We start from the raw sequence: 20,755 nt of genomic DNA on the forward strand, positions 1-20,755 counted from the left end.
TCACACTGGCGGCGGTGCCCGCAGCGACAGTCAGTTGAAGCCGGCCGTGTCGGCGAATACCCCGGTTCCCTGCGGGCCCGCACCCGGGCGAGGATTCGCGCCCATGAGTGGACGTGTGAACCTGCTGGTGCCCGAGGTCCGGGCCAATCCCTATCCGACGTATGCGGAGCTGCGCCGTTCGTCCGTGTGTCAGGTGGACCCGGGCGGCTACTGGGTGCTCACCCGGCATGACGACGTGGTGGCGGCCTTCAAGAACCCGCAGGTGTTCTCCAGCATCGGCATGCGCGTGGTGACGAAGCCGGCGTGGCTGGGGCACAACCCGTTCGCGGACTCGATGATTGGCATGGACCCGCCGAACCACACGCGGCTGCGGACGCTGGTCAACCGCGCCTTCGGCCCGCCCGTGCTGGCCCGCCTGGAGCCGCGCATCCGCGCCTTCGCGGGCGCGATCGTGGACCGCATCCCCGAGGGCACGCCGGTGGACTTCGTGGATGCCTTCTGTCTGCCGCTGCCCGCGAGCGTCATCGGCGAGCTCATCGGACTGGACCCCACGCAGCACCACCTGTTCAAGCGCTGGGCGGATGACCTCACCAGCATCACCTCCATCGGTCCCAGCCCCGGGCAGGAGACGGCCCGCATGGCGGAGATTCGCGCCACGGTGAAGGAGACGGAGCAGTACATGGGCCGCGTGCTGGCCAGCCGCCGCGCCGAGCCCCGCGATGACGTGGTGACGGACCTCATCAACGCGCGCGTGGACGGTGAGTCGCTCAGCGACGCGGAGTTGATGAACTTCATGTTCCTGCTGCTGGTGGCCGGGCTGGAGACGACCATCCACCTGATGAGCCACTCGCTGCGGCTGCTGATGGAGCACCCGGACGTGCTGGAGCGGCTGCGCAAGGACACCTCGCGCATTCCGCGCTTCCTGGAGGAGGTGCTGCGCTACGAGCCGCCGGTGCAGGCCATCATGCGCGTCACAACCACGGACACGGAGATTCGCGGCGTGACGATTCCGAAGGGCTCGCCGGTGGCGCTGATGATGGGCGCGGCCAACCGTGACGAGTCGCACTTCCCCGGCGCGGAGACCTTCGACATGGACCGCGAGGGGACGAACAACCTGCCTTTCGGGCACGGCGTTCACTTCTGCCTGGGCGCGCCGCTGGCGCGGCTGGAGACGCGGCTCGGGCTGGAGGCGCTGCTGACGCGCTTTGCCCGCTTCACGCCGGCCGGGCCGATGGAGTGGAACCGCTCGATGACGGTGCGCGGCCCGGTGAAGATGCCCGTGGTGGCCCACGCGAGGTGAGGTGCGTGGGTCCCACGCGCTGACTCGATGAAATCGAGAGGATGAGCTGGCCGCGAGGGCCTACCTCACGGGAGGCGCGCCCCCTTCCAACCTGCCATGTCAGCCCCCTCCGGTAGAAGGGAATGGTGGAAGGAACATTCCTTCCACGGGACGGCCGCCCCGGAAGGGGGGCAGGAGGGGGTAGGGGATGGGGTTCGCGGAGCATTACCTCTCGGGGATGATGCAGAGCTCGGCGGAGGTGCTGGGCCGGCATGGCTACGAGCACGTGAAGGCCGAGGAGCTGGCCCGGTCCGTGGGGATGTCGGTGGGCAGCTTGTACCGGCGCTACGGCAGCAAGCAGCACTTCGCCCAGACGGTGCGGAGCTTCCACGAGGACACCTTCTGCCGGGAGGTGGACTGGGCCTTCTTCTGCAAGCACGGGGCGGACGGCGTCAGCTTCCGCGAGGCCTTCTTCACCTTCTGGAATGCGCTGACGCACTGGGCTCTGGGGCTGCCCGGCCCCTTCGCCTTCACCTTCCTGCACCGGCACCCGGAAGTCGAAGGACATCCGGCGCCTGGCAGTGCGGCGCGGGCCATGGTGCGCGAGGTGCTCCAGAAGGGAGAGCAGGAGGGGGCGCTGGTGCCTGGCTGCGCCAGGGTGGGCGAAGCGCTGGTGTGGGGCACGCTGGCGGAGTGGGTGCGCGTGCTGACGGAGAGGAACAAGGAGGTGTACCGGGAGGACGTCCTCGAATCGGCGGAGGCCCTCTGGCGCGCGCTGGCGAAGGCGGACGACTCCGGCGGCTCGCGCCGAGGCGGCACTCCTCCCGACCACGCGCAGCCGGGGCCGGACGACGCACCGGGCGAGGGCTCTGACGTCCCTCATGGGGACGGCCCTCTGCTTTCTGGTGCAGTCCGGCCCGAGTTCTCGGCTCCACCTGACTCAGGCGGGCGCGCTGACCGGGGTGCCGGGGCCGCGCTGGCGCCGGAGGGCGAGCAGCAGTGCGCCCAGGCCGAAGAACATGGTGACCAGGGCGACCACGCCGCCAAGGTACGGCACCCGCCGCAGGAGCGTCAGCAGGACGAGGCCCGTCAGCAGGGCCAGCACCAGCGAAGGGCCGTGCTTGCCGAAGCGCTCCAGCAATTGCCTGCCGATGAGCATCCCCACCACGGGGAAGCTCGCCAGGAGCGCCAGCGCGTAGAGGCCCAGCACGAACACGCCGAGCCACCAGCCCCCCACTATCAGCCCCACCCCGAAGAGGAGGGAGGCGACGATGGGGGCGGCCACGAAGGCCATCAGTCCCAGGCCCAGGCTCTGCCACGGCTTCTCCCTCAGCACCGCCGGTGCGCTCCGCGCGAGCCTTGGCGCCAGCAGCGCCAGCAACAGCCCCAGCGCGAACAGTCCGATGATGGAGCGCACCCAGAGATAGAGCACGCCGAGCGCGGTGCTCCCCGCGCTCTCCTCGTGGGCCGGTATGCGCTCCACCTTGCCCGCCACCGCCCCGGGAGGCACCTGCACCGAATGCTCGGAGGTGACGCTCAGGTCTCCGCCGATACTGGCCCCCTCGGCCAAGTCCAGCGTGTTCACCTCGGCATTCACGGTGCCCCGCACCGGCGCGGCCAGGGTGACCTTCTGCGCGGCGACCCGCATGTCCCTCCCCACGGGCGTGCGGATGTCCACCGAGTTCCCGGCGATGAGGAGGTCACCCGGGATGTTCCCCTGGGGCAGCAGGCGCAGTTGGTTGCCGGCGAGCAGCGCGTCCTTGCCCACCGTGGCCCCCAGCACGAGGTCACTCGTGGCGCTCCGGAGGCTGCCGCCCACCTGGCCCTTCGCCACCGTCTTCGCCGCGGCCGCGAACACGTCGCCTTCCACGTTGCCCTGAAGCGTGACCCTCCGCGCCGCCGTCACCACGTCGCCGCGCACCGTGCCCTGGATGTCCACCTCCTGGGCGAAGACATACAGGTCATCGTCGATGACCTCCTGCGCGCCCACCACCACCTTGTCCCCGGTGCGCACGTCAGCGGCCCGCGCGATGCCGGGGAACGCCACGCCCAGCACGAGCATGGCGAGCACCCAGGCGACCGGCACCCGTCCCCCTCCGCGTGACTGCATGGACCTGACCGTGGACATGGCGCGCTCCCGTGCTGGTGGCCTTCAAGGCAACCGCTGGGGACGCCCACTCCCAGGAGCAAGCCGAGACGGGCGGCTGGAGGCTCCAGCGCCCGGCTCGCCCCCCGGTCGACATCCCGGGAGGCCAGCGCTCACGCCTCGATATCGAACGCGAGCGACGCCCGCTCTCCCGGCTGCACGTGCAGCAGCCCTTCACCCGTGGCGAGCGCGCCCGCCGCCGCCGTCCAGGGCTCCACGCAGACGAAATCCCTGCCCTTCAGCGTCCACACCACGAGCAGGCGGAACTCCGGGCTCCAGGACAGGTGCACCGGCCGGCTCCCCGGCCCGCGCTCCAGCTTCGTCCCCGGGCCCGAGTGGTCCCTCAGGTGCAAATCCACCTCGTCCCGCGTGAGGTCCAGCCCGGTGAAGGGCACCTCGCGCTTGAGGCGGTTGTCCCAGGCGTGCGTGGCGTCCGTCTCCACGGTCGCGCGCGCCTTCATCGCCTCCGGCACCCGGAAGTAGGGGTGATAGCCCAGGTGCAGTGGCAGGGGCCGGCGGTCGTCCTTGTTCTCCAGGTCGAAGTCCAGCGTCAGCCGCGTGCCCACCAGCGAGAAGGTGAGCTGCGCGTCGAACTCCCAGGGGAACTGGCGCAGCGTCTCTTCACTGGAAGAGAGGCCCACCACCAGGAGGGACTCCTCTGCCTGCCGCACCTTCCATGGCAGCCGCCGCGCGAAGCCGTGCTGCGGCAGCGAGTACGTCTGGCGGTCCGCGGGGTACGTATCCCCGGGCAGCGGCCCGGCGATGGGGAAGAGGACGGGAATGCCGCCGCGCACGTTCTTCGCCGGGTCGGCGACGGTGGCCTCGTCGAGGTAGAGCACCTCGTCGCCGTCCACCGTCATCCGCGTGACGAGGGCGCCGCGCGAGGGAATCACCTCCACGCGGCACCCGCCGTCCACCAGCGCGTACGTGTCCAGGCCGCCGATGCCGGGGAATGGACCGCTCATACGCTCCTCAGATGGCGCCCTCGTGCGGGTCGCTGTCCATGAAGGGATAGGACACCTTCGTGGGCGGCACGAAGTTCTCCTTGATGGTGCGGGGGCTCGTCCAGCGCAGCAGGTTGAGCGCCGAGCCTGCCTTGTCGTTGGTGCCGGACGCGCGCGAGCCGCCGAAGGGCTGCTGGCCCACCACCGCGCCCGTGGGCTTGTCGTTGATGTAGAAGTTGCCCGCCGCCTGGCGCAGCTCGCTCAGCGCCGTGTCGATGGCCTTCCTGTCCCGGGCGAAGACCGCGCCGGTGAGGGCGTAGGATGCGGCCTGGTCGACCTCGCGCAGCGTCTCCACGTACTTCGCATCCGGGTAGACGTGCAGGCCGACGACGGGCGCGAAGATTTCCTCCCGCATGATGCGGTGCTTCGGGTCCGCGAGCTGCACCAGCGTGGGCTTCACGAACCAGCCGTCCTTGCGGTCCACCTCGCCGCCGGCGACGACGGTGGCGTCCTTGTCGCCCTTCGCCAGGTCGATGTAGCCCGAGGTCTTCTTGAAGGAGCGCTCGTCGATGACGGCGCCCATGAAGTTGCGGAAGTCCGTCACGTCGCCCATGCGAATCTCGCTGATGAGCGCCTGGAGGCGGGGCTTGAGCTTCGGCCACATGGACTCGGGGACGAAGATGCGGCTGGGTGCGGAGCACTTCTGGCCCTGGTACTCGAAGCCGCCGCGGACGATGGCCACCGCGAGCGCCTCCACGTCGTCCGCCGCGGACGGGTGGGCGACGATGAAGTCCTTGCCGCCCGTCTCACCCACCAGCCGGGGGTACTGCTTGTACTTGGAGATGTTCTCTCCCACCGTCTTCCACATCGCGTTGAACGTGGGCGTGGAGCCGGTGAAGTGGATGCCGCCCAGGTGGGGGCTGGCCAGCACGGGGTTGCCCACCGTGGGGCCGTCACCCGGCAGCATGTTGATGACGCCGTCGGGCAGGCCCGCCTCGCGCAGCAGCTCCATGACGTACCAGGCGCTGTAGGCGGCGGTGTTGGACGGCTTGAAGAGCACCACGTTGCCCATCAGCGCCGGGGCCACGGCCAGGTTCATGGCGATGGACGTGAAGTTGAACGGCGCGACGGAGAAGACGAACCCGTCCAGTGGGCGGTAGTCCGTCATGTTCCACGTCTGCGGCGAGTTCTCCGGCTGCATGGCCAGAATCTGCTCGGCGAAGTGGACGTTGTAGCGGAGGAAGTCCACCGCCTCGCACGTGGCGTCGATTTCCGCCTGGTGGGCCGTCTTGGACTGACCCAGCATGGTGGCCGCGTTGATGATGGGGCGGTAGCGCGTGGCCAGGAGCTCCGCGGCGCGCAGGAAGATGGCGGCGCGCGACTGGAACGGCATGCGCGCCCAGTCCTCCTTCACGGAGAGCGAGTTCTGGATGGCCTTCTCCACGGTGCCGGCGTCGGCCTCGTGCAGCGTGGCCAGCACGTGCGAGTGCTTGTGCGGCATGCGCACCGAGTCCGTCTTCCCGGTGCGCACGTGCTTGCCACCGATGAGGACGGGAATCTCGATCTGCTCGGCGCTCATGCGCTTGAGCGTGGCCTGCAGCTCACGACGCTCGGGCGAGCCGGGCGCGTAGGAAAGGACGGGCTCGTTCTTCGGAGCCGGGACGCGGGTGGTGGCGTTGATCACGCGGGCTGACCTCGGGACGGAAATGAAGGGCAGGGGAGCATAACCAACCCACTCCTCCAAGACAGCGAGGAAGCAGGCGGGGTCTGTCGACAACCCCTGGATTTTCCAGGAGCTCCCTGTCCTACGGGTGACATTGGCTGATGGACTCCATGCACGGGTACGATGTGCGTCATGCGCATCCTGCCTCGCAGCCCCGAGCTTCCGTCGGCCCCCGGCCTGTCCGCGCTGGAAGACGCGATTCGGAAGGACCTGGAGCGACTGGAGTACCCCCGCCGGCCGTGGGTGCTGCCCCGCTGCACGCGGGCCGGGCAGCCGGTGCTGGACGTGCTCGTCATCGGAGGCGGGCAGAGCGGGCTCACCGCCGCCTTCGGCCTGATGCGCGAGCGCGTCACCAATCTGCTCGTGGTGGATGACAGCGAGCCGGACCTCGCGGGGCCGTGGAAGACGTTCGCGCGCATGCACACGCTGCGCACGCCCAAGCACCTCACCGGGCCGGACCACAACCTCCCCAACCTCTGCTTCCAGTCCTGGTACGAAGCCCAGCACGGCGAGGCCGCGTGGCAGGAGGTGGAGCGCGTCCCCAAGGAGATGTGGGCGGACTACCTCAACTGGTACCGCCGCACGCTGGAGATTCCGGTGCGCTGTCGCACCCGGGTGGGCGCGCTGGCCTGGAGCGCGGAGGAGGAGTGCTTCGTCGCTCCCCTCCACCACACGCGAGAGGGCGACGCGGGCGTGCTGCATGCACGCAAAGTCGTTCTGGCCACCGGCATCGACGGCTCGGGCCGCTGGGAGGTGCCGTCCGTGGTGGCCGGCCTGCCCCGTGAGTTGTACGCCCACACGCGCGACGACATCGACTTCGAGGCCCTGCGCGGTAGGAGCGTGGGCGTGCTGGGCGCGGGTGCGTCCGCCTTCGACAACGCGGCGGTGGCGCTGGAGCATGGCGCCGCCGAGGTGCGCCTGTTCTACCGCCGCAAGTCGCTGCCCAACGTGAATCCGTACCGCTGGGCGGAGTTCGTGGGCTTCCTCAAGCACCACGCGGACCTGCCGGACGCGGACCGCTGGCGCTTCATCCACCGCATCATGGAGATGGGGCAATTGCCGCCCGCGGACACCTTCCGCCGCGCCCGCACCTTCCCCCAGTTCCACCTGCACGGCGGCAGCCCGTGGCTCTCCGCCGAAGAAGTCGGTGGCCGGGCCCGCGTCCGCACGCCCCAAGAGGAATTCACCTTCGACAAGCTCATCGTCGGCAGCGGTACTGTGACGGACCTGTCGCTGCGCCCGGAGCTGGCGCTGCTGCACGAGGACATCGCGCTGTGGAAGGACCGCTTCACCCCGCCGAAGGGACAGGAGCACGCGGACCTGCTGCGCCACCCGTACCTGGGCGAGCACTTCGAGTTGCAGGAGAAGCAGCCGGGCCGTGCGCCGCACCTGTCGTCCATCTTCAACTTCACCTTCGGCTGCCTGCTGTCGCTGGGCTTCGGCGGGGCCAGCATCTCCGGGATGAAGTACGGCCTGCCCCGGTTGGTGAGCGGGGTGACGCGGCAGCTCTACCTGGATGACCGGGACGCGTTCTTCGAGTCCCTGGAACGTTACGACGAGAAGGAATTCGAGCCATGAGTGGAGAGCAGTTCGTGCTGCGCAGCCGGCGGGTGCTGGCACCGGGAGGCCTGCGCGAGGCGGCGGTGGTGGTGAAGGACGGGAAGGTGGCCGCGGTGGTACCGCCCTCGGAGATTCCGGCGGGCCTGCCGGTGACGGACGTGGGCGACAAGGTGGTGATGCCCGGCGTGGTGGACAGCCATGCGCACATCAACGAGCCCGGCCGCACCGAGTGGGAGGGCTTCGAGACGGCCACGCGCGCGGCGGCGGCCGGCGGCATCACCACCGTGGTGGACATGCCCCTCAACTCGCTGCCGCCCACCACCACGTTGGACGCGCTGCTGCTCAAGGCGCGCACCGCGGAGGGGCGCTGCCAGGTGGACCACGCCTTCTGGGCCGGGGTGATTCCGGGCAACGCGGACCAGTTGGAGGCGCTCATCGACGCGGGCGTCGCCGGCTTCAAGTGCTTCCTGTGTCCCTCGGGCGTGGATGAGTTTCCGCACGCGGACCGCGCGGTGCTCGACGTGGCCATGCCGGTGCTGGCGCGGCGGGGCGTGCCGCTCATCGTCCACGCGGAGCTGGAGTCGCCGGTGCGCCGCGCCCCGCCGGACGCGAGCCCGCGCACGTACCGCGGCTACCTGGACTCCCGGCCGAAGCGCTGGGAGAACGACGCCATCCGGATGATGGTGGAGCTGGCGCGCAAGCACGGCGCCCGCGTGCACATCGTCCACTTGTCCTCGGCGGACGCGGTGCCCATTCTTCGCGACGCCCGTCGCGAGGGGCTGGCCATGTCGGTGGAGACGTGCCCGCACTACCTCTCCTTCTCGTCAGAGGAGATTGAGGACGGCGCCACCCACTTCAAGTGCGCGCCACCCATCCGCGAGGCGGAGAACCGCGAGAAGCTGTGGGCCGGGCTGGCGCAGGGGGACATCGAGCTGGTGGTGTCGGACCACTCGCCCTGCACGCCGGCACTGAAGCACCTGGAGAAGGGAGACTTCGGCGCGGCGTGGGGCGGCATCGCCTCCCTGCAGCTCAGCCTTCCGGCGGTGTGGACGGAGGCGCGCAAGCGCGGCCTGGGGCTGGAGCACCTGGCGCGGTGGATGTGCGAGGCCCCCGCGAAGCTGGTGGGGCTGGCCGGCGTGAAGGGCACGCTGACCCCCGGGGCGGACGCGGACCTCGTGGTGTTCGACCCGGAGGCTTCCTTCACCGTGGAGCCCTCGCGCCTGCTACACCGTCATCCGATAACACCCTACGCGGGCCGGTCGTTGACGGGCGTGGTGGAGATGACGTTCCTGCGGGGGATGAAGATTCACGAGCGTGGCCATCCGTTGCCGCGCCCGGTTGGACGCTGGGTGCGCCGCCCCGTCGCGGCGCGTGTCACTGCCTGAAACACTCAGGACACCTGGAGACAGACACACCATGCACGCACCCGAAGAGGGCAAACTGCGCGTTGGCTTCACCGAGCTCATCGACCTCGCGGCCGAGCACGTCGGCGGCCGGGCCCTGCTGGCCAGTGATGAGTTCTTCGCGGGCAAGGAGAACCTCCTGAAGCCCGGCCGGGGCGTCTTCATCCCCGGCAAGTACACCGAGCAGGGCAAGTGGATGGACGGCTGGGAGTCGCGCCGCAAGCGCGTGCCGGGCCATGACTGGTGCATCCTCCAGCTCGGCCTGCCGGGCGTGGTGCGCGGCGTGGACATCGACACCAACCACTTCCTCGGCAACTTCCCCGAGTTCGCCTCGGTGGACGCGCTGGAGGTGGAGGGCACGCCTTCGCCCGAGTCGCTGGTGGACGCGAAGTGGACGCGCATCCTCCCGCAGCTCCGGCTGCAGGGCGGCTCGCGCAACCTGTTCCCGATTGCCAGCGAGCAGCGGTGGACGCACCTGCGCCTCAACATCTACCCGGACGGCGGCGTGGCGCGCCTGCGCGTGCACGGCGAGGTGCGGCCGGACTTCGAGCGCCTCACGCGTGCGAGTGGCACGGTGGACCTGGCGGCGGCGGAGCACGGCGGCACGGTGGTGGCCTTCAACGACGCCTTCTTCGGCGGCAAGGACAACCTCATCCTCCCGGGCCGCGCGGCCAACATGGGCGAGGGCTGGGAGACGCGCCGCAAGCGGACGCTGCCCGGCTTCGACTGGATTGTGGTGAAGCTCGCCGTGCCGGGCACCGTGCAGAAGGTGGAGGTGGACACCGCGCACTACAAGGGCAACTTCCCGGAGTCCGCGTCGCTGGAGGGCTGCTACCTGCGCGAGCCGGTGGTGGACTTCGCCAACGCGCACGACATCGCATGGACGGAGCTCTTGCCGCGCACGAAGCTGCAGGCGGACCACCGGCACTTCTACGAGTCCGAGCTGCGCGCGCAGGGCCCCTTCACCCACGTGCGCTTGAAAATCTTCCCCGACGGCGGCGTCAGCCGGCTGCGGGTGCACGGGCGGCCGGCATGAGCGCGCTCGAGCGGCTCAACAAGCTGCTGGCGTCGGAGGCCCGCGCGGAGCTGATGCGCTGCTGCGGCTCCTCGCGCTGGGCGGACGGCATGGTGCGGGCGCGGCCCTTCCAGGACGCGGAGCACCTGTTCGCGGAGGCCGCGTGGCTCTGGAAGCAGACGGGGCCGGAGGACTGGCGCGAGGCCTTCACGCACCACCCGCGCATCGGCGACGTGTCCCAGCTCCGGGCGAAGTTCGCCGCCACCGCCAACTGGTCCTCGCAGGAGCAGGGCGGGGTGAGTGGCGCGGACGAGGCGGTGCTGCAGGGGCTGGCCGAGGGCAACGCCGAGTACGAGAAGCGCTTCGGCTTCATCTTCCTGGTGTGCGCCACCGGGAAGAGCGCGGCGGAGATGCTGGGCCTGCTGCGCGCACGCCTGGACAACGCTCCGGACGAGGAGCTGCGCATCGCCGCGGAAGAGCAGGCGAAAATCACCCGCATCCGACTGGAGAAGCTGCTGGCGTCATGAGCACTCTTTCCACCCACGTCCTCGACACGCACCGGGGCCGCCCGGCCTCCGGAGTCCCCATCTCACTGGAGCTCCAGGGCCCCGGTGGCACCTGGAAGGAGCTGGCTCGCGGAGTCACCAACGATGACGGCCGCGTGCGCGACTTCCTGCCGCAGGGCGCCCGCGTGGAGCCGGGCGTCTACCGCATGGCCTTCGACACCGGCGTGTACTTCCGCGCGCAGGGCGTGAAGGGCTTCTACCCGTCGGTGACGGTGGTGTTCGAGCTCACCGCGCCGGAGGAGCACTACCACGTGCCGCTTCTGCTGAGCCCCTTCGGCTACTCCACCTACCGGGGGAGCTGAGTCAGACCTTGCGGCCCACGGCCTGGGCGGGAGGAGGGAAACCCCCGTCCCTGCGCAGCAGGGCGTGGATCTGGGCGATGAGGACCGGCGGCTTCACCGGCTTGACGAGGTACACGTCCGGCCGGGGCTGGTCCGGAGGGCCCAGGTCGCGGGGCGGGTAGCCGCTGACGAAGACGACGGGGATGTCCTTCAGCGACGGCTCGGCGCGGAAGCGGCGGCACAGCTCGTAGCCGTCCATCCCGTCCATGTTCACATCGGACAGCAGCACGTCCGGAGGGTGGGCGAGCGCCTGCGCGAGCCCCGACTCACCGTCGGCTGCCGTGGTGCAGTCGAACTCGCCGGACAGCAGGAGGCGCAGCGTCTCCCGCATCGTCCACGAGTTCTCGACGATGAGAACCTTTGGCTTCACGGCACACCGACTCCCAGGGTGGGGAGGTGGCGGGTGTCTCCCGGCGCTCCCGCGTTCAATCAGCGACACCTCCAGCATCACCGCACCGCGCACGGCGAGCAAGGGGTCCGCAACGCCCCCGGTCGGGGCGGAAGGGCCCCGGGGCTCCCATGCCACATGGGTGCGCGGGTGGAGCCCGGTGGACTACTCCTCGGGTGGGGGATTCACGAGGCCCCGGCGGGACACCTCGGAGTCGGGCTCCTCGTCGCCGCGCGCCTCGCGCTCGGGGACCTTCTCCGTGGTCCACTCCTCGCCGCGCTCCACGCGGGCCTCCCAGTCGGTTTCCTCGGTGGGGCCCGGGTTGACATCGCGCTCCTGGCCCAGCCGCCGGGCCGTCTCGGCCGCGCCCCGGTCCTGCGCGTCCTCGACCTGGCCCCGGTTGCGCGGCTGGAAGTCCCTGGTGTTGCCCGCCATGGTGTCGCCTCCGTGCGTGCCTTTGCTGCCCGACTCAAGTTCGGAAGCGGCGGCGCACCGGGCAAGCACGGCCCGTCCGGCCGTCCGGGTGGTGGGCTAGCGGGACGGCGCCGTGCCCTGGTGCGCCAGCGTCGGGCCGCCCCGGGACAGTTCCTCCACGAGCGTGCCCAGCCCGGCGGTGGGCGTGGCGATGCGGCACGCCGCGCCCCCGTGGACGAGCCCCACCACCTGCATCCGCGAGTCCACCAGCGGGGCGCCCGAGTCCCCCGGCTGGCCCCGCATCGTGGTGAAGAGGGCGGCCGGCACCTCCGGCAGCGAGGGGCAGCGTCCCAGCCGCTCCAGCAGGGCCTCCTGGGCGTCGCCGGGCCTGTCGTTCCGGCCCGTGAAGACCAGTGGCTCACCCGGCGTGGGCAGCGCGTCCGCCACCTCCAGCGCCCGCACCGGTGCCCGGGAATCCAGCCGGATGACGGCCACGTCCCGGCCCCGGTCCACGTGGACGTAGGTGCCACCGAGCCGCTGTCCGTCGATGAAGGACAGGTCCACCCGCGTCTCCCGTGGCTGGACGCAGTGTGCCGCGGTGAGGGCATGGTGCCCGTCCTCCACCACCACGCCCGCGCAGTGGCCCGGCTCCAGCGTCACCGTGGCGGCCGCCACGTCCTCCACGTCCAGAGGGGTGTCGTCCTCCGGGGCGCCTCCGTCGCAGGCCGCCAGCGCCAGGACGCCCAGCGCTCCCGCGCATGCCAGCCATCGCCTCGAGCCCGCGCGCATCATCCACCTCCGTCGCGGGGGCGCCACCCAGCGCTGGCGCCCCTGCCGGAGAGGATGCGCACCCACCGTGCGGGCCTGTCAGGAAGGGCCGTCCGGCAGGCACGCGACCAGGGCGCGCGCCGGTTGTCGCTTGCCTGGGCACGACACGGTGGAGGTCCGTTGTTACCCGCATCAGCCCCATCGAACGTGCTCGTACCGTAGAAACGTGATATTCCATTGACCTCTGGATTCCGCTAACCCCCGGGTCCCACCGCACCTCCGTGAGCGACGAGGAGAAGACAACCGTCCTGGACGAGCGCAGCCGTCCTCCAAGCTCGTGGGGGGACCGCATCCGTACGCCCATCACCCTTCCGGGAGCCACGGGAGAGCGCCGCTCGCTGGATGTGGGCATGGTGGTGACGGGGCGCTACCAGGTGGAGGGGCTGCTCGGTGAGGGGGGCATGGGCCGCATCTGGCTCGCGTCGGACCTGCACGAGAAGCGCCGCGTGGCGCTCAAGGAGATGCAGGTCCCCGCGGGGCTGACGGCGGCGAAGACGGAGGAGCTGGTGCTGATGTTCCGGCACGAGTTCTTCGCGATGAAGAAGCTGCAGCACCCCGGCACCCTGAAGGTCTTCGACTGGGGGATGACGGAAGCCGGCAACCGCTTCATCACCATGGAGGTGGTGGACGGGAAGGATTTGAGCTCGCTGGTGGGCGACGAGCCGCTCGACACGCGCACGCTCTACCGGGTGCTCATCCAGATGGCGCAGGTGCTGGCCTTCCTGCACTCGCGGCTGTACGTGCACTGCGACATCAAGGCCAGCAACGTGCGCATCACCCGCTCCGGCGCGGTGAAGCTGATGGACTTCGGGGTGATGCACCAGCTGGGCACGCCCAGCCCCGGCCGGCTCAAGGGCACGCTGGAGTACCTGGCCCCGGAGTGGCAGCGCGGCGCGAGCATCGACGGGCGCGCGGACCTGTACTCGCTGGGGGTGATGGCCTACTACCTCGTCACCCGGCGGCTGCCCTTCAAGCGCAACACGCCCGCGGCGCTGCTCGCGGACCACCTGACGCGCCCGCCGCCGCGGCCGTCCACCCTCTGCCCCGTGGACTCGCAGCTGGAGGAGCTGATTCTCCTGCTGCTGGCCAAGGACCCGCGCGAGCGCTTCCAGGACGCCGGTGAGCTGCTGGAGGCGCTCTGCCACGCCAGCGGCGAGCCGCTGCCGGAGGAGCCGCTGTCCGCGCGCGCCAGCTACCTGCACGTGCCGGAGGTGGTGGGGCGCGGCGCGGAGCTGGAGGCGCTGATGAACGGGCTGGCCGAGGCGGACTGGGGCCAGTCGCGCGCGGTGCTCATCGGCGCGCCCGCGGGCGTGGGCAAGACGCGGCTGCTCCAGGAGTTCGAGCTGCAGGCGAAGCTGGCGGAGCTGCCCTTCGGACGCGGGCAGTGCCGCGCGGAAGGGCAGGCGCCGCTGGTGCCGATTTCCCAGGCGCTGCGCAGCCTCGTGCCGCACACGCCGGTGGAGATGATGGAGCGGCTGTCGCCGAAGCTCTCGCGGCTGCTGCCCGGGCTGGGGGGGACGGAGGGCGGGCCGGCGCCGCAGGCGGTGGGCGAGGAGAAGCTGGCCTTCTTCGGCGCGCTGGCCGAGTGGGTGCAGGCGCTGGGGCGCCAGATGACGCTGGTGCTGTGCTTCGAGGACCTGCACTGGGCGGACAGCGCCACGCTGGAGGTGCTCAACGTCCTCATCCGCACGCTGCACGGCACGCGCGGCATGGTGGTGGGCACGTTCCGCTCCGGCGAGCTGAGCCGGCTGAGCCTGGCCTTCCAGACGGTGGACGAGAAGCTCACCACGCGCATGGACCTGGAGCCGCTGGCCGCCGAGCACGTGGGCACGCTGGTGGAATTGGTGCTGCCGGGGCTGTCGGTGCCGGCGGGCTTCGTGGCGCGGCTGCACGCCACCACGGGCGGCAACGCCTTCTTCGCCACCGAGTGCCTGCGCGCGCTGGTGGAGGCGGACGCGCTCAAGCGCGTGGGTGGGCGGTGGAGCGCGGCGGAGGGGCTCGACACGCGGCCATTGCCGCCCAGCATCCAGGACGCGGTGCTGGCCAGGCTGGCCACCGCGCCGCCGGAGCAGGTGGCGCTGCTGCGGCGGCTGGCACCCGCGGGGCGCAGCCTGGATCTGCCCATGGTGCGCGCGCTGGCGGAGCTGCCCGAGGTGGAGCTGTTCGCGGTGCTGGACGGAATCGTCGAGCGGCAGTTCCTCCAGGAGGTGGAGGGGCGCTACGTCTTCACGCACGACACCGTGCACCAGGCCGTCTACGACAGCACGCCGGAGTCCGAGCGGCGGGTGGCGCACGGCCAGGTGGCGCTGGCGCTGCAGACGCTGCACTCGCAGCGGCCCGATTTGTCACGCACGGTGGGCTGGCACTACCTGCGCTCGTCGGAGCCGGAGCTGGCCATTGGCCCGCTGCTGGACGCGGGCCGGGCGGCGATTGAAGCGCAGGCGCTGCTGGAGGCCACGCTGCTGCTGAAGGAGGCGGCGGCCCTGCTGGAGGCCGCGCCGGACTTCCCGGGGCGCGACAGGCTGCTGCTGCGCATCTGGGTGACGATGGTGGAGGTGGGCTACGCGAGCGACCCGCCCACCTCGCTGGCCTTCGCGGAGAAGCTCTTCGCGCACTGGGCGTCCACGGTGGACGTGGAGGAGGGACGGCGGCAGGCGGTGGAGGCGCTGGAGGCGGCATGTGCCGCGCCCGAGGCGGAGCGCCCCGCGCGGCTGCGGGAGCTGTTCCGCGAGCGCGAGGCGGATGCGTACGCGTCGCCCGCGGACGTCTTCTGGAAGCAGGCGGAGCTCCAGATTCTGCAGGGCATGGCGCTGGCCATCGTCGGGCGCACGGCGGACCTGTCGGCGCTGCTGACGCGCGTGCAGGCCGAGCAGCCGGAGGTGTCGCCCTACCGGGCCGGGGTGCTGCTGTCGCCGGCGGTGCTGTGCGCGTACACGGGCCGCTTCGCGGGCGTGCTGGAGACGCAGTACGAGCAGCTGGCGCGCCTGCGCGGGCTGCGCGAGGCGATGGGCCGCCTCCCCCGGCGCCTGGCCTGGGCGCTGGGCATGGGCGGCTACATGATGAACATGAACCTGGCGCTGCGCGGCGAGCCGCTGGACGCGCAGGCCACGCGCGACGGGTACGCGGTGGCGGAGGCCCACGGATTCACCGACGTGCGGGCGTTCCACCTGTTCTCGTTGGTGACGCGCGCGGCCTTCACGGGAGACGCCGCGGCCTTCGTCCCGGCCTTCACGGAGAAGACGGACCTGGTGCGGCGGCTGGGCAACCCCCGGCTGATGGAGCGCAACCTGGCCATCTTCACGCCGCCCTACTACCTGGAGCGCGGCGAGCACGAGCACGTGGCCGCGGTGGTGGCGCGCGCGGAGACGCTGGCCGGGGTGCTGCCCGGCGACAGGTGGCTGCAGTGCCACGTGCAGGTGTACCAGGCGTGCCGGGACGTGCTCTTCGAGGACGCGGCGTCGGCGCGCAGGTCGCTCCCGAAGGCGCTGGAGGCGGCCCGCGAGGGTGGCCTGCGCATGGAGACGCTGCTGCGCGTGTACCAGTCGCGGTTCGAGCGGGAGCAGGGGAATCTGCTGGCGGCCTCGGAGGCGGCGGAGGCCGCGCTCACGCGGGCGTTGGACCCGGTGCTCGCCAACCCGTGGGACGAAATCGTGGCCCGCCGCGCGGTGGCGGTGCTGCTGCCCGGCGAGGAGGGCGCCGTGCACCTGCGGCGCGCGCTGGCGCTGGCGGAGCTGACGGGCAACGTCCTGCAGATGGGGCTCGTGCGCCTGGCGCTGGCGGAGCGCGAGCCCGCGAGCGAGGCCTCGGTGGTGGAGTTGGAGGCCGCGGAGGCGCTCTTCACCGAGGCGCGCGCCACCAGCCTGCTGTCGCTGACGAGCTCCGTGCGAGGCGCCCTGCAGCGGCGCGCGGGTGTCCGACAGAGCGCGTAGCTCCCGCTCGCGGTGGTCCGCTCCCCGGCGGGCGGGAGCGGTAGAGTGTCCGCATGGCCCAAGCCCCCCTGCGCTTCTGTCTGGACTACCTGTCCCCCTACGCCTACCTCGCGTGGACGCGCATGCCCGCCCTCGCCGCGCGCCATGGCCGTGTCGTGGAGCCCGTGCCCGTGCTGCTGGCGGGGTTCCTCAATGCGCTCGGCAGCACGGGGCCCGCGGAGATTCCGCCCAAGCGCGTCTACGTCTTCAAGCACACGTCCCGCATCGCCCATGAGTTCGGCGTGCCGCTGGTGCCGCCGCCGTCGCATCCGTTCAACCCGCTGCTCGCGCTGCGGGTGACCGCGGCCGTGGAGGACCTGGAGGCCCGGGGCCGGCTGGTGTCCGCCCTCTTCGACTCCACCTGGGGAGGAGGGAAGGGCTCCGAGACACCCGAGGCCGTGGCCGCCGCCATCCAGGTCGCCGGGTTGGATGCGCCCGCGCTGCTCGCCGCCGCGCAGACGCCGGCGGTCAAGGACCGCGTGCGCCGCAACACGGAGGAGGCGCTCGCCGCGGGCGCGTTCGGCGTGCCTTCCGTCCTCGCGGATGGGGAGCTGTTCTTCGGCGTGGACTCGCTCGGCCACCTGGAGCGGTTCCTGCGTGGCGAGGACCCCCTCTCCAAGGTGGACCTGGAGCGCTGGCGCGACCTGCCCTCCAGCGCGTCCCGGCGTTGAAGAGCTGGCGCACGGAGCCGCCGCTTTCCGCTAGGGTGGCCGGACCGCCGCCACTTCGAGGTCTCCTCCCCGCATGAACGTCCTCGTCGAGCTGGGCATCGCCGTCGCCGGCCTCGTGCTCGCCATCGTCCTGCTGTCGCTCAACCTCTGGCGCGCCATCCTCTTCCTCTTCCCCGCCAGCGTCCGCGTGGAGCCCGAGGCCCCCGCCGACCAGATGGACCTCCCCGTGGAACTGGAGCCCCTGGCCACCCAGCTCCAGGCGCTCGGCTTCGTGCCGCTCGGCAGCCACGACGAGAAGCCGCGCCTCCAGAAGGCCTCGCGCTCCTACGACTGGGCCCACCCGGGCGAGCGCGTCTTCGCCACGCTCCACGAGGGACAGGATGACTCGCCCCGGCTCTACCTCCTCACGCCGGTGGCGCCCCACGGCTTCGTCATCACCGCCGGCTACCGCCGCCCCGCGCTGGAAATCCCAGGCGTCTACCGCTCCGGTTCACTGGATGACGCTTCCCCCGAGCGCCTGCTGCGCGCCCACCTCCGGCGCCTGGAGGGCTTCACCCTCACGGGCGACTTCACGTGGGAAGGCCGGGTGGAGGCCGGGCGTTCCTGGTACCAGGGGCTCGGCCGCAAGGAGATTCGGCGGCAGAACCTGCAGGGTTTGTTGTGGACGGTCATGGCCCTGGCCATCGTCGCCAGCGCCTTCCTGGGCAGCCGGGTGCCCTGACGACCCTCCCCCACACCTCACGACGTCACGGCGTGCGTGCACCGCGCACGCGTTGAGAGTAGGTAGACCACCACCATGAAGAGCGTGTCCAAGACCGAGGAGATCTACTTCCTGTCCGGCAAGCGCACCCCATTCGGAACCTATGGGGGCAGCCTGAAGGACCTCAGCGCCACCGACCTCGCCGTGGAGTCCGCGAAGGCCGCCTTCGCCCAGGCGAAGGTGTCTCCCGGGGACGTCCAGCACGTCGTGTACGGGAACGTGGTGCAGACCAGCTCGGATGCCATCTACCTGCCGCGCCACGTGGGCCTGCGCACCGGCGTGCCCGTCCCCGTGCCCGCCCTCGGCGTCAACCGGCTGTGCGGCTCCGGCTTCCAGGCCTTCGTCACCGCGGCCGAGCTGATGCTCACCGAGCAGGCGAGCTGTGTGCTGGCCGGCGGCACCGAGTCCATGAGCCAGGCCCCCCACGTCATCCGAGGTGCCCGCTGGGGCCTGCCGTTGGGCAAGGGGGGGCTCGAGGACATGCTCTGGACGGCCCTCACCGACAGCTACACCGGTCAGCCCATGGCGCTCACCGCCGAGCAGCTCGCGGTGGACTACTCGCTCACGCAGGACCAGGTGGACGAGTACGCCGTCCTCACCCAGAAGCGCTTCGCCGCCGCGCAGGAGGCGGGCCGCTTCAACGACGAGATTGCCCCCATCACCCTCAAGGGGAAGAAGGGCGACACCGTCGTCTCGCGCGACGAGCACAACCGCCCGGACACCACGGTGGAGGGCCTGCGCAAGCTGCCCAAGGTCTTCAAGAAGGACGGCGTGGTGCATGCGGGCGCGGCCAGCGGCATCTGCGACGGCGCGGGCTCCATGGTGATGGCGACCCGGAGCTTCGTGGAGAAGCACGGCGTGAAGCCCATTGCCCGGCTGGTCAATTGGGGCATCTCCGGGTGCGACCCGAAAATCATGGGCATTGGCCCCGCGCCGGCCATCCGCCAGCTGCTGGAGCGCGCGCAGTGCAAGCTGTCCGACGTGGACCTCTTCGAGGTCAACGAGGCCTTCGCGCCGCAGTTCCTCGCGGTGGAGAAGGAGCTGGGCCTGCCGCGGGACAGGACGAACGTCAATGGCGGTGCCATCGCCGTGGGCCACCCGCTGGGGGCGTCCGGGGCTCGCATCACCACCACGCTGGTGTACGAGCTGAAGCGCCGCGGTGCTCGCTATGGTATCGGGTCGGCCTGCATCGGTGGCGGCCAGGGCATCGCGGTACTGGTCGAGGCGCTCTGATGGCCGCACAAGACACGGGACGCGAGATGAGCAACGAGGTGGACGCGAAGACGGCCCGTGAGCGGGCCAAGGCCATCGCCGAGCAGCGCCGCGCGGAGCGCCGCAACCGCAAGCGCAAGTGCGTGGTGTGTGGGGTGGAGGAGAGCGACAAGACGCCGTTCCACGCCCACCCCGAGGGCATCGGCCCCGCCTGCAAGGACGAAGTCGCCTGCCTGTCGCGCAAGGACGCCAGCCGGCGGTGAAGTCCCGGGCCAGCCCGGGCCGACTGTCCGGCGAAGGACGGCGGGCCCTCTGTTCAGGGGAAGGCAGGGCCCCGGCCCGGGCGCGCCGGGGCCGGTTTGTCGGCCCCGTTTCTTGATGGCGGAATCGTCTCGGGGTAAACGTCCAGAATCTCTGGTTTAGACGAGGGTCGGAATGGGCGTTATCAGCTTCACGGGAGTCAAGGTGTTCTCCACCACTCTCGCGAGAGATCGCGAGAACATGGGTGAGAACATCACCAAGTGGCTCAAGGAAAACCCCAACGTCGAAGTGGTGGACAGAGTGGTGACGCAGTCCTCCGACAAGGAGTTCCACTGTCTGACCATCACGCTCTTCTACAAGCCGAAGGCCTGAGCGGCCCCACGGCAGTCGAGTGAAGAGTCGGTGCGAGGGCGCTCTCCCTGGTGACGGGGATGGGCGCTCTTCGTCGTTTGGGGTTGCGAAGCGGGCGGGGTTCCACCACCTTTGGTCGGCTCTTTGAGCGGCGAGTGGGAGGAGTACTGAATGCGACCGATGCGCAGCTTCGGCGGTAGGGGTGGAGGCGGGCTGCCCGGCCTGGAAACGACGGCGTCCAAGCTGGCCGCCGCGCTGGTGGCTGGCTCCATCCTGTACCACCTCACCAAGGGCGGGCAGGGAGGCCTGCTGCTGCTGCTGCCGGACTTCGTCTTCAGCCGGCTCTTCCTCTGGCAGCCGCTCACCTACGGGTTCATCGAGGCGAGCCCCTTCGGCATCATCTTCGGCGCCATCATCACCTGGTCCATTGGCGGCTACCTGGAGTCAATCTGGGGAGGCAAACGCCTGCTGCTGGTGGCGGTGGGCGTCACCGTGCTGGCGGGCGTGCTCACGTCGCTGCTGGCCATGGTGGTGCCCGGGGCGACGGTGCAGGCGTACACCGGTGGCAACGTCATGACGACGGTGCTGTGGGTGGCGTATGGCCTGAGCATCGGCCGGGGTGAGACGAACTTCTGGGGCATCCCCCTGTCGGGCAACGCGCTGGCGGGCGTGGGCGCGGGCTTCGTGGTGCTGATGGCCATCATCGGGCCGTGGCAGGCCAGGTGCCGGACCTGCTCGCGCTGGGCATGGTGTTCGCCTACGTGCGCGGCGCCAACCCGCGCCGGCTGATGCTGCACTTCCAGCACTGGCGCCTGCAGCGGCAGCTGAGAGACCGCTCCAAGCACCTGCGCGTGGTGCCGAAGAACCAGAGCCGCCCGGACCGGGACCAGTTCCTCAACTAGGCCCGGGCCCGCTCCGGAAGGCC

The 20,755-nt window shown here is 70.9% G+C and carries 21 protein-coding genes and 1 pseudogene; 15 read left to right on the top strand and 7 right to left on the bottom strand.

Features of this window, described 5'->3' with window-relative positions; genetic code table 11:
• The first annotated feature begins 103 nt into the window (after positions 1 to 103).
• A complete protein-coding gene (locus OV427_RS32505) occupies positions 104 to 1,300 on the top strand; it encodes a cytochrome P450 (RefSeq protein WP_267860095.1) in 1,197 nt (398 codons plus the stop codon).
• Positions 1,301 to 1,520: 220 nt separating this feature from the next.
• Positions 1,521 to 1,592: pseudogene (locus OV427_RS50850) on the top strand (hypothetical protein); the annotation flags it as partial.
• Positions 1,593 to 1,624: 32 nt separating this feature from the next.
• Here the strand turns inward: OV427_RS50850 and OV427_RS32510 are convergent.
• The 4 genes from OV427_RS32510 to pruA all read right to left on the bottom strand — a co-directional run bounded on the left by OV427_RS32510 (position 1,625) and on the right by pruA (position 6,053).
• A complete protein-coding gene (locus tag OV427_RS32510; protein ID WP_267860096.1) occupies positions 1,625 to 1,813 on the bottom strand; it encodes a hypothetical protein in 189 nt (62 codons plus the stop codon).
• Between the two features lie 406 nt (positions 1,814 to 2,219).
• Positions 2,220 to 3,407: a polymer-forming cytoskeletal protein gene (locus OV427_RS32515; RefSeq protein ID WP_267860097.1), complete on the bottom strand. Its 1,188-nt coding sequence runs from the start codon at positions 3,405 to 3,407 to the stop codon at positions 2,220 to 2,222.
• Positions 3,408 to 3,538: 131 nt separating this feature from the next.
• Positions 3,539 to 4,390, bottom strand: coding sequence for an aldose epimerase (locus OV427_RS32520; RefSeq protein WP_267860098.1), 852 nt, complete (start codon positions 4,388 to 4,390; stop codon positions 3,539 to 3,541).
• Positions 4,391 to 4,397: 7 nt separating this feature from the next.
• Complete coding sequence (pruA, locus tag OV427_RS32525; protein ID WP_267860099.1) at positions 4,398 to 6,053, bottom strand: L-glutamate gamma-semialdehyde dehydrogenase; 1,656 nt, start codon at positions 6,051 to 6,053, stop codon at positions 4,398 to 4,400.
• A gap of 171 nt (positions 6,054 to 6,224) precedes the next feature.
• Here pruA and OV427_RS32530 point away from each other — a divergent pair, with 171 nt between their 5' ends.
• Genes OV427_RS32530 through uraH form a run of 5 tightly spaced genes read left to right on the top strand, consistent with a single transcriptional unit; the run spans position 6,225 to position 10,938 of the window.
• Positions 6,225 to 7,670, top strand: coding sequence for an FAD/NAD(P)-binding protein (locus tag OV427_RS32530; protein WP_267860100.1), 1,446 nt, complete (start codon positions 6,225 to 6,227; stop codon positions 7,668 to 7,670).
• The gene (gene allB / locus OV427_RS32535) at positions 7,667 to 9,037 is read left to right on the top strand and encodes an allantoinase AllB (RefSeq protein WP_267860101.1); all 1,371 of its coding nucleotides are present in this window, start codon (positions 7,667 to 7,669) and stop codon (positions 9,035 to 9,037) included. The genes OV427_RS32530 and allB overlap by 4 nt, the downstream gene beginning before the upstream one ends.
• Before the next feature lie 31 nt (positions 9,038 to 9,068).
• Positions 9,069 to 10,091, top strand: coding sequence for an allantoicase (alc, locus tag OV427_RS32540; RefSeq protein ID WP_267860102.1), 1,023 nt, complete (start codon positions 9,069 to 9,071; stop codon positions 10,089 to 10,091).
• Positions 10,088 to 10,597: a 2-oxo-4-hydroxy-4-carboxy-5-ureidoimidazoline decarboxylase gene (gene uraD / locus OV427_RS32545; RefSeq protein WP_267860103.1), complete on the top strand. Its 510-nt coding sequence runs from the start codon at positions 10,088 to 10,090 to the stop codon at positions 10,595 to 10,597. Before alc ends, uraD begins: the two co-directional genes overlap by 4 nt.
• Positions 10,594 to 10,938 (top strand): hydroxyisourate hydrolase, encoded by a 345-nt coding sequence (gene uraH, locus OV427_RS32550; RefSeq protein ID WP_267860104.1) that lies wholly within the window; start codon positions 10,594 to 10,596, stop codon positions 10,936 to 10,938. The genes uraD and uraH overlap by 4 nt, the downstream gene beginning before the upstream one ends.
• A gap of 1 nt (position 10,939) precedes the next feature.
• Here uraH and OV427_RS32555 read toward each other — a convergent pair whose 3' ends face one another.
• The 3 genes from OV427_RS32555 to OV427_RS32565 form a co-directional block, all read right to left on the bottom strand.
• Positions 10,940 to 11,347: a response regulator transcription factor gene (locus OV427_RS32555; RefSeq protein ID WP_267860105.1), complete on the bottom strand. Its 408-nt coding sequence runs from the start codon at positions 11,345 to 11,347 to the stop codon at positions 10,940 to 10,942.
• Between the two features lie 183 nt (positions 11,348 to 11,530).
• Positions 11,531 to 11,800 carry a hypothetical protein gene (locus OV427_RS32560; RefSeq protein ID WP_267860106.1) on the bottom strand — a complete coding sequence of 90 codons (270 nt, stop codon included), beginning with the start codon at positions 11,798 to 11,800 and terminating at the stop codon, positions 11,531 to 11,533.
• 96 nt (positions 11,801 to 11,896) lie between these two features.
• Positions 11,897 to 12,568: a S1 family peptidase gene (locus OV427_RS32565; RefSeq protein ID WP_267860107.1), complete on the bottom strand. Its 672-nt coding sequence runs from the start codon at positions 12,566 to 12,568 to the stop codon at positions 11,897 to 11,899.
• A 389-nt stretch (positions 12,569 to 12,957) separates the two neighbouring features.
• Between OV427_RS32565 and OV427_RS32570 the strand changes: the two genes are divergently transcribed.
• The 8 genes from OV427_RS32570 (at position 12,958) to OV427_RS32605 (ending at position 20,732) form a co-directional block, all read left to right on the top strand.
• Complete coding sequence (locus tag OV427_RS32570) at positions 12,958 to 16,536, top strand: protein kinase domain-containing protein (RefSeq protein ID WP_267863516.1); 3,579 nt, start codon at positions 12,958 to 12,960, stop codon at positions 16,534 to 16,536.
• A 53-nt stretch (positions 16,537 to 16,589) separates the two neighbouring features.
• Positions 16,590 to 17,246 (top strand): 2-hydroxychromene-2-carboxylate isomerase, encoded by a 657-nt coding sequence (locus tag OV427_RS32575; protein ID WP_267860108.1) that lies wholly within the window; start codon positions 16,590 to 16,592, stop codon positions 17,244 to 17,246.
• 73 nt (positions 17,247 to 17,319) lie between these two features.
• Positions 17,320 to 17,967, top strand: coding sequence for a hypothetical protein (locus OV427_RS32580; RefSeq protein WP_267860109.1), 648 nt, complete (start codon positions 17,320 to 17,322; stop codon positions 17,965 to 17,967).
• 75 nt (positions 17,968 to 18,042) lie between these two features.
• Positions 18,043 to 19,239, top strand: coding sequence for an acetyl-CoA C-acetyltransferase (locus tag OV427_RS32585; protein ID WP_267860110.1), 1,197 nt, complete (start codon positions 18,043 to 18,045; stop codon positions 19,237 to 19,239).
• Positions 19,240 to 19,265: 26 nt separating this feature from the next.
• The gene (locus OV427_RS32590; RefSeq protein ID WP_267863517.1) at positions 19,266 to 19,481 is read left to right on the top strand and encodes a hypothetical protein; all 216 of its coding nucleotides are present in this window, start codon (positions 19,266 to 19,268) and stop codon (positions 19,479 to 19,481) included.
• A gap of 172 nt (positions 19,482 to 19,653) precedes the next feature.
• Entirely contained in the window at positions 19,654 to 19,851 is a 198-nt protein-coding gene (locus OV427_RS32595) for a hypothetical protein (protein ID WP_163995518.1), read from the top strand.
• 150 nt (positions 19,852 to 20,001) lie between these two features.
• A complete protein-coding gene (locus OV427_RS32600; RefSeq protein WP_267860111.1) occupies positions 20,002 to 20,619 on the top strand; it encodes a DUF1751 domain-containing protein in 618 nt (205 codons plus the stop codon).
• A complete protein-coding gene (locus OV427_RS32605) occupies positions 20,577 to 20,732 on the top strand; it encodes a hypothetical protein (protein ID WP_267860112.1) in 156 nt (51 codons plus the stop codon). Before OV427_RS32600 ends, OV427_RS32605 begins: the two co-directional genes overlap by 43 nt.
• The last annotated feature ends 23 nt before the right edge of the window (positions 20,733 to 20,755 follow it).

The sequence above is a fragment of the Pyxidicoccus sp. MSG2 genome (genome assembly GCF_026626705.1).
Taxonomy (GTDB): Bacteria; Myxococcota; Myxococcia; order Myxococcales; family Myxococcaceae; genus Myxococcus.

Coding starts and splice junctions, on each gene's coding strand:
- OV427_RS32570 (WP_267863516.1), top strand. CDS start 12,958: ATGGTGGTGACGGGGCGCTACCAGGTGGAGGGGCTGCTCGGTGAGGGG.
- alc (WP_267860102.1), top strand. CDS start 9,069: ATGCACGCACCCGAAGAGGGCAAACTGCGCGTTGGCTTCACCGAGCTC.
- OV427_RS32560 (WP_267860106.1), bottom strand. CDS start 11,800: ATGGCGGGCAACACCAGGGACTTCCAGCCGCGCAACCGGGGCCAGGTC.
- OV427_RS32505 (WP_267860095.1), top strand. CDS start 104: ATGAGTGGACGTGTGAACCTGCTGGTGCCCGAGGTCCGGGCCAATCCC.
- OV427_RS32585 (WP_267860110.1), top strand. CDS start 18,043: ATGAAGAGCGTGTCCAAGACCGAGGAGATCTACTTCCTGTCCGGCAAG.
- OV427_RS32515 (WP_267860097.1), bottom strand. CDS start 3,407: ATGTCCACGGTCAGGTCCATGCAGTCACGCGGAGGGGGACGGGTGCCG.
- OV427_RS32605 (WP_267860112.1), top strand. CDS start 20,577: ATGGTGTTCGCCTACGTGCGCGGCGCCAACCCGCGCCGGCTGATGCTG.
- OV427_RS32530 (WP_267860100.1), top strand. CDS start 6,225: ATGCGCATCCTGCCTCGCAGCCCCGAGCTTCCGTCGGCCCCCGGCCTG.
- allB (WP_267860101.1), top strand. CDS start 7,667: ATGAGTGGAGAGCAGTTCGTGCTGCGCAGCCGGCGGGTGCTGGCACCG.
- OV427_RS32520 (WP_267860098.1), bottom strand. CDS start 4,390: ATGAGCGGTCCATTCCCCGGCATCGGCGGCCTGGACACGTACGCGCTG.
- OV427_RS32580 (WP_267860109.1), top strand. CDS start 17,320: ATGAACGTCCTCGTCGAGCTGGGCATCGCCGTCGCCGGCCTCGTGCTC.
- uraD (WP_267860103.1), top strand. CDS start 10,088: ATGAGCGCGCTCGAGCGGCTCAACAAGCTGCTGGCGTCGGAGGCCCGC.
- OV427_RS32565 (WP_267860107.1), bottom strand. CDS start 12,568: ATGCGCGCGGGCTCGAGGCGATGGCTGGCATGCGCGGGAGCGCTGGGC.
- OV427_RS32595 (WP_163995518.1), top strand. CDS start 19,654: ATGGGCGTTATCAGCTTCACGGGAGTCAAGGTGTTCTCCACCACTCTC.
- OV427_RS32575 (WP_267860108.1), top strand. CDS start 16,590: ATGGCCCAAGCCCCCCTGCGCTTCTGTCTGGACTACCTGTCCCCCTAC.
- OV427_RS32590 (WP_267863517.1), top strand. CDS start 19,266: ATGAGCAACGAGGTGGACGCGAAGACGGCCCGTGAGCGGGCCAAGGCC.
- uraH (WP_267860104.1), top strand. CDS start 10,594: ATGAGCACTCTTTCCACCCACGTCCTCGACACGCACCGGGGCCGCCCG.
- OV427_RS32600 (WP_267860111.1), top strand. CDS start 20,002: ATGCGACCGATGCGCAGCTTCGGCGGTAGGGGTGGAGGCGGGCTGCCC.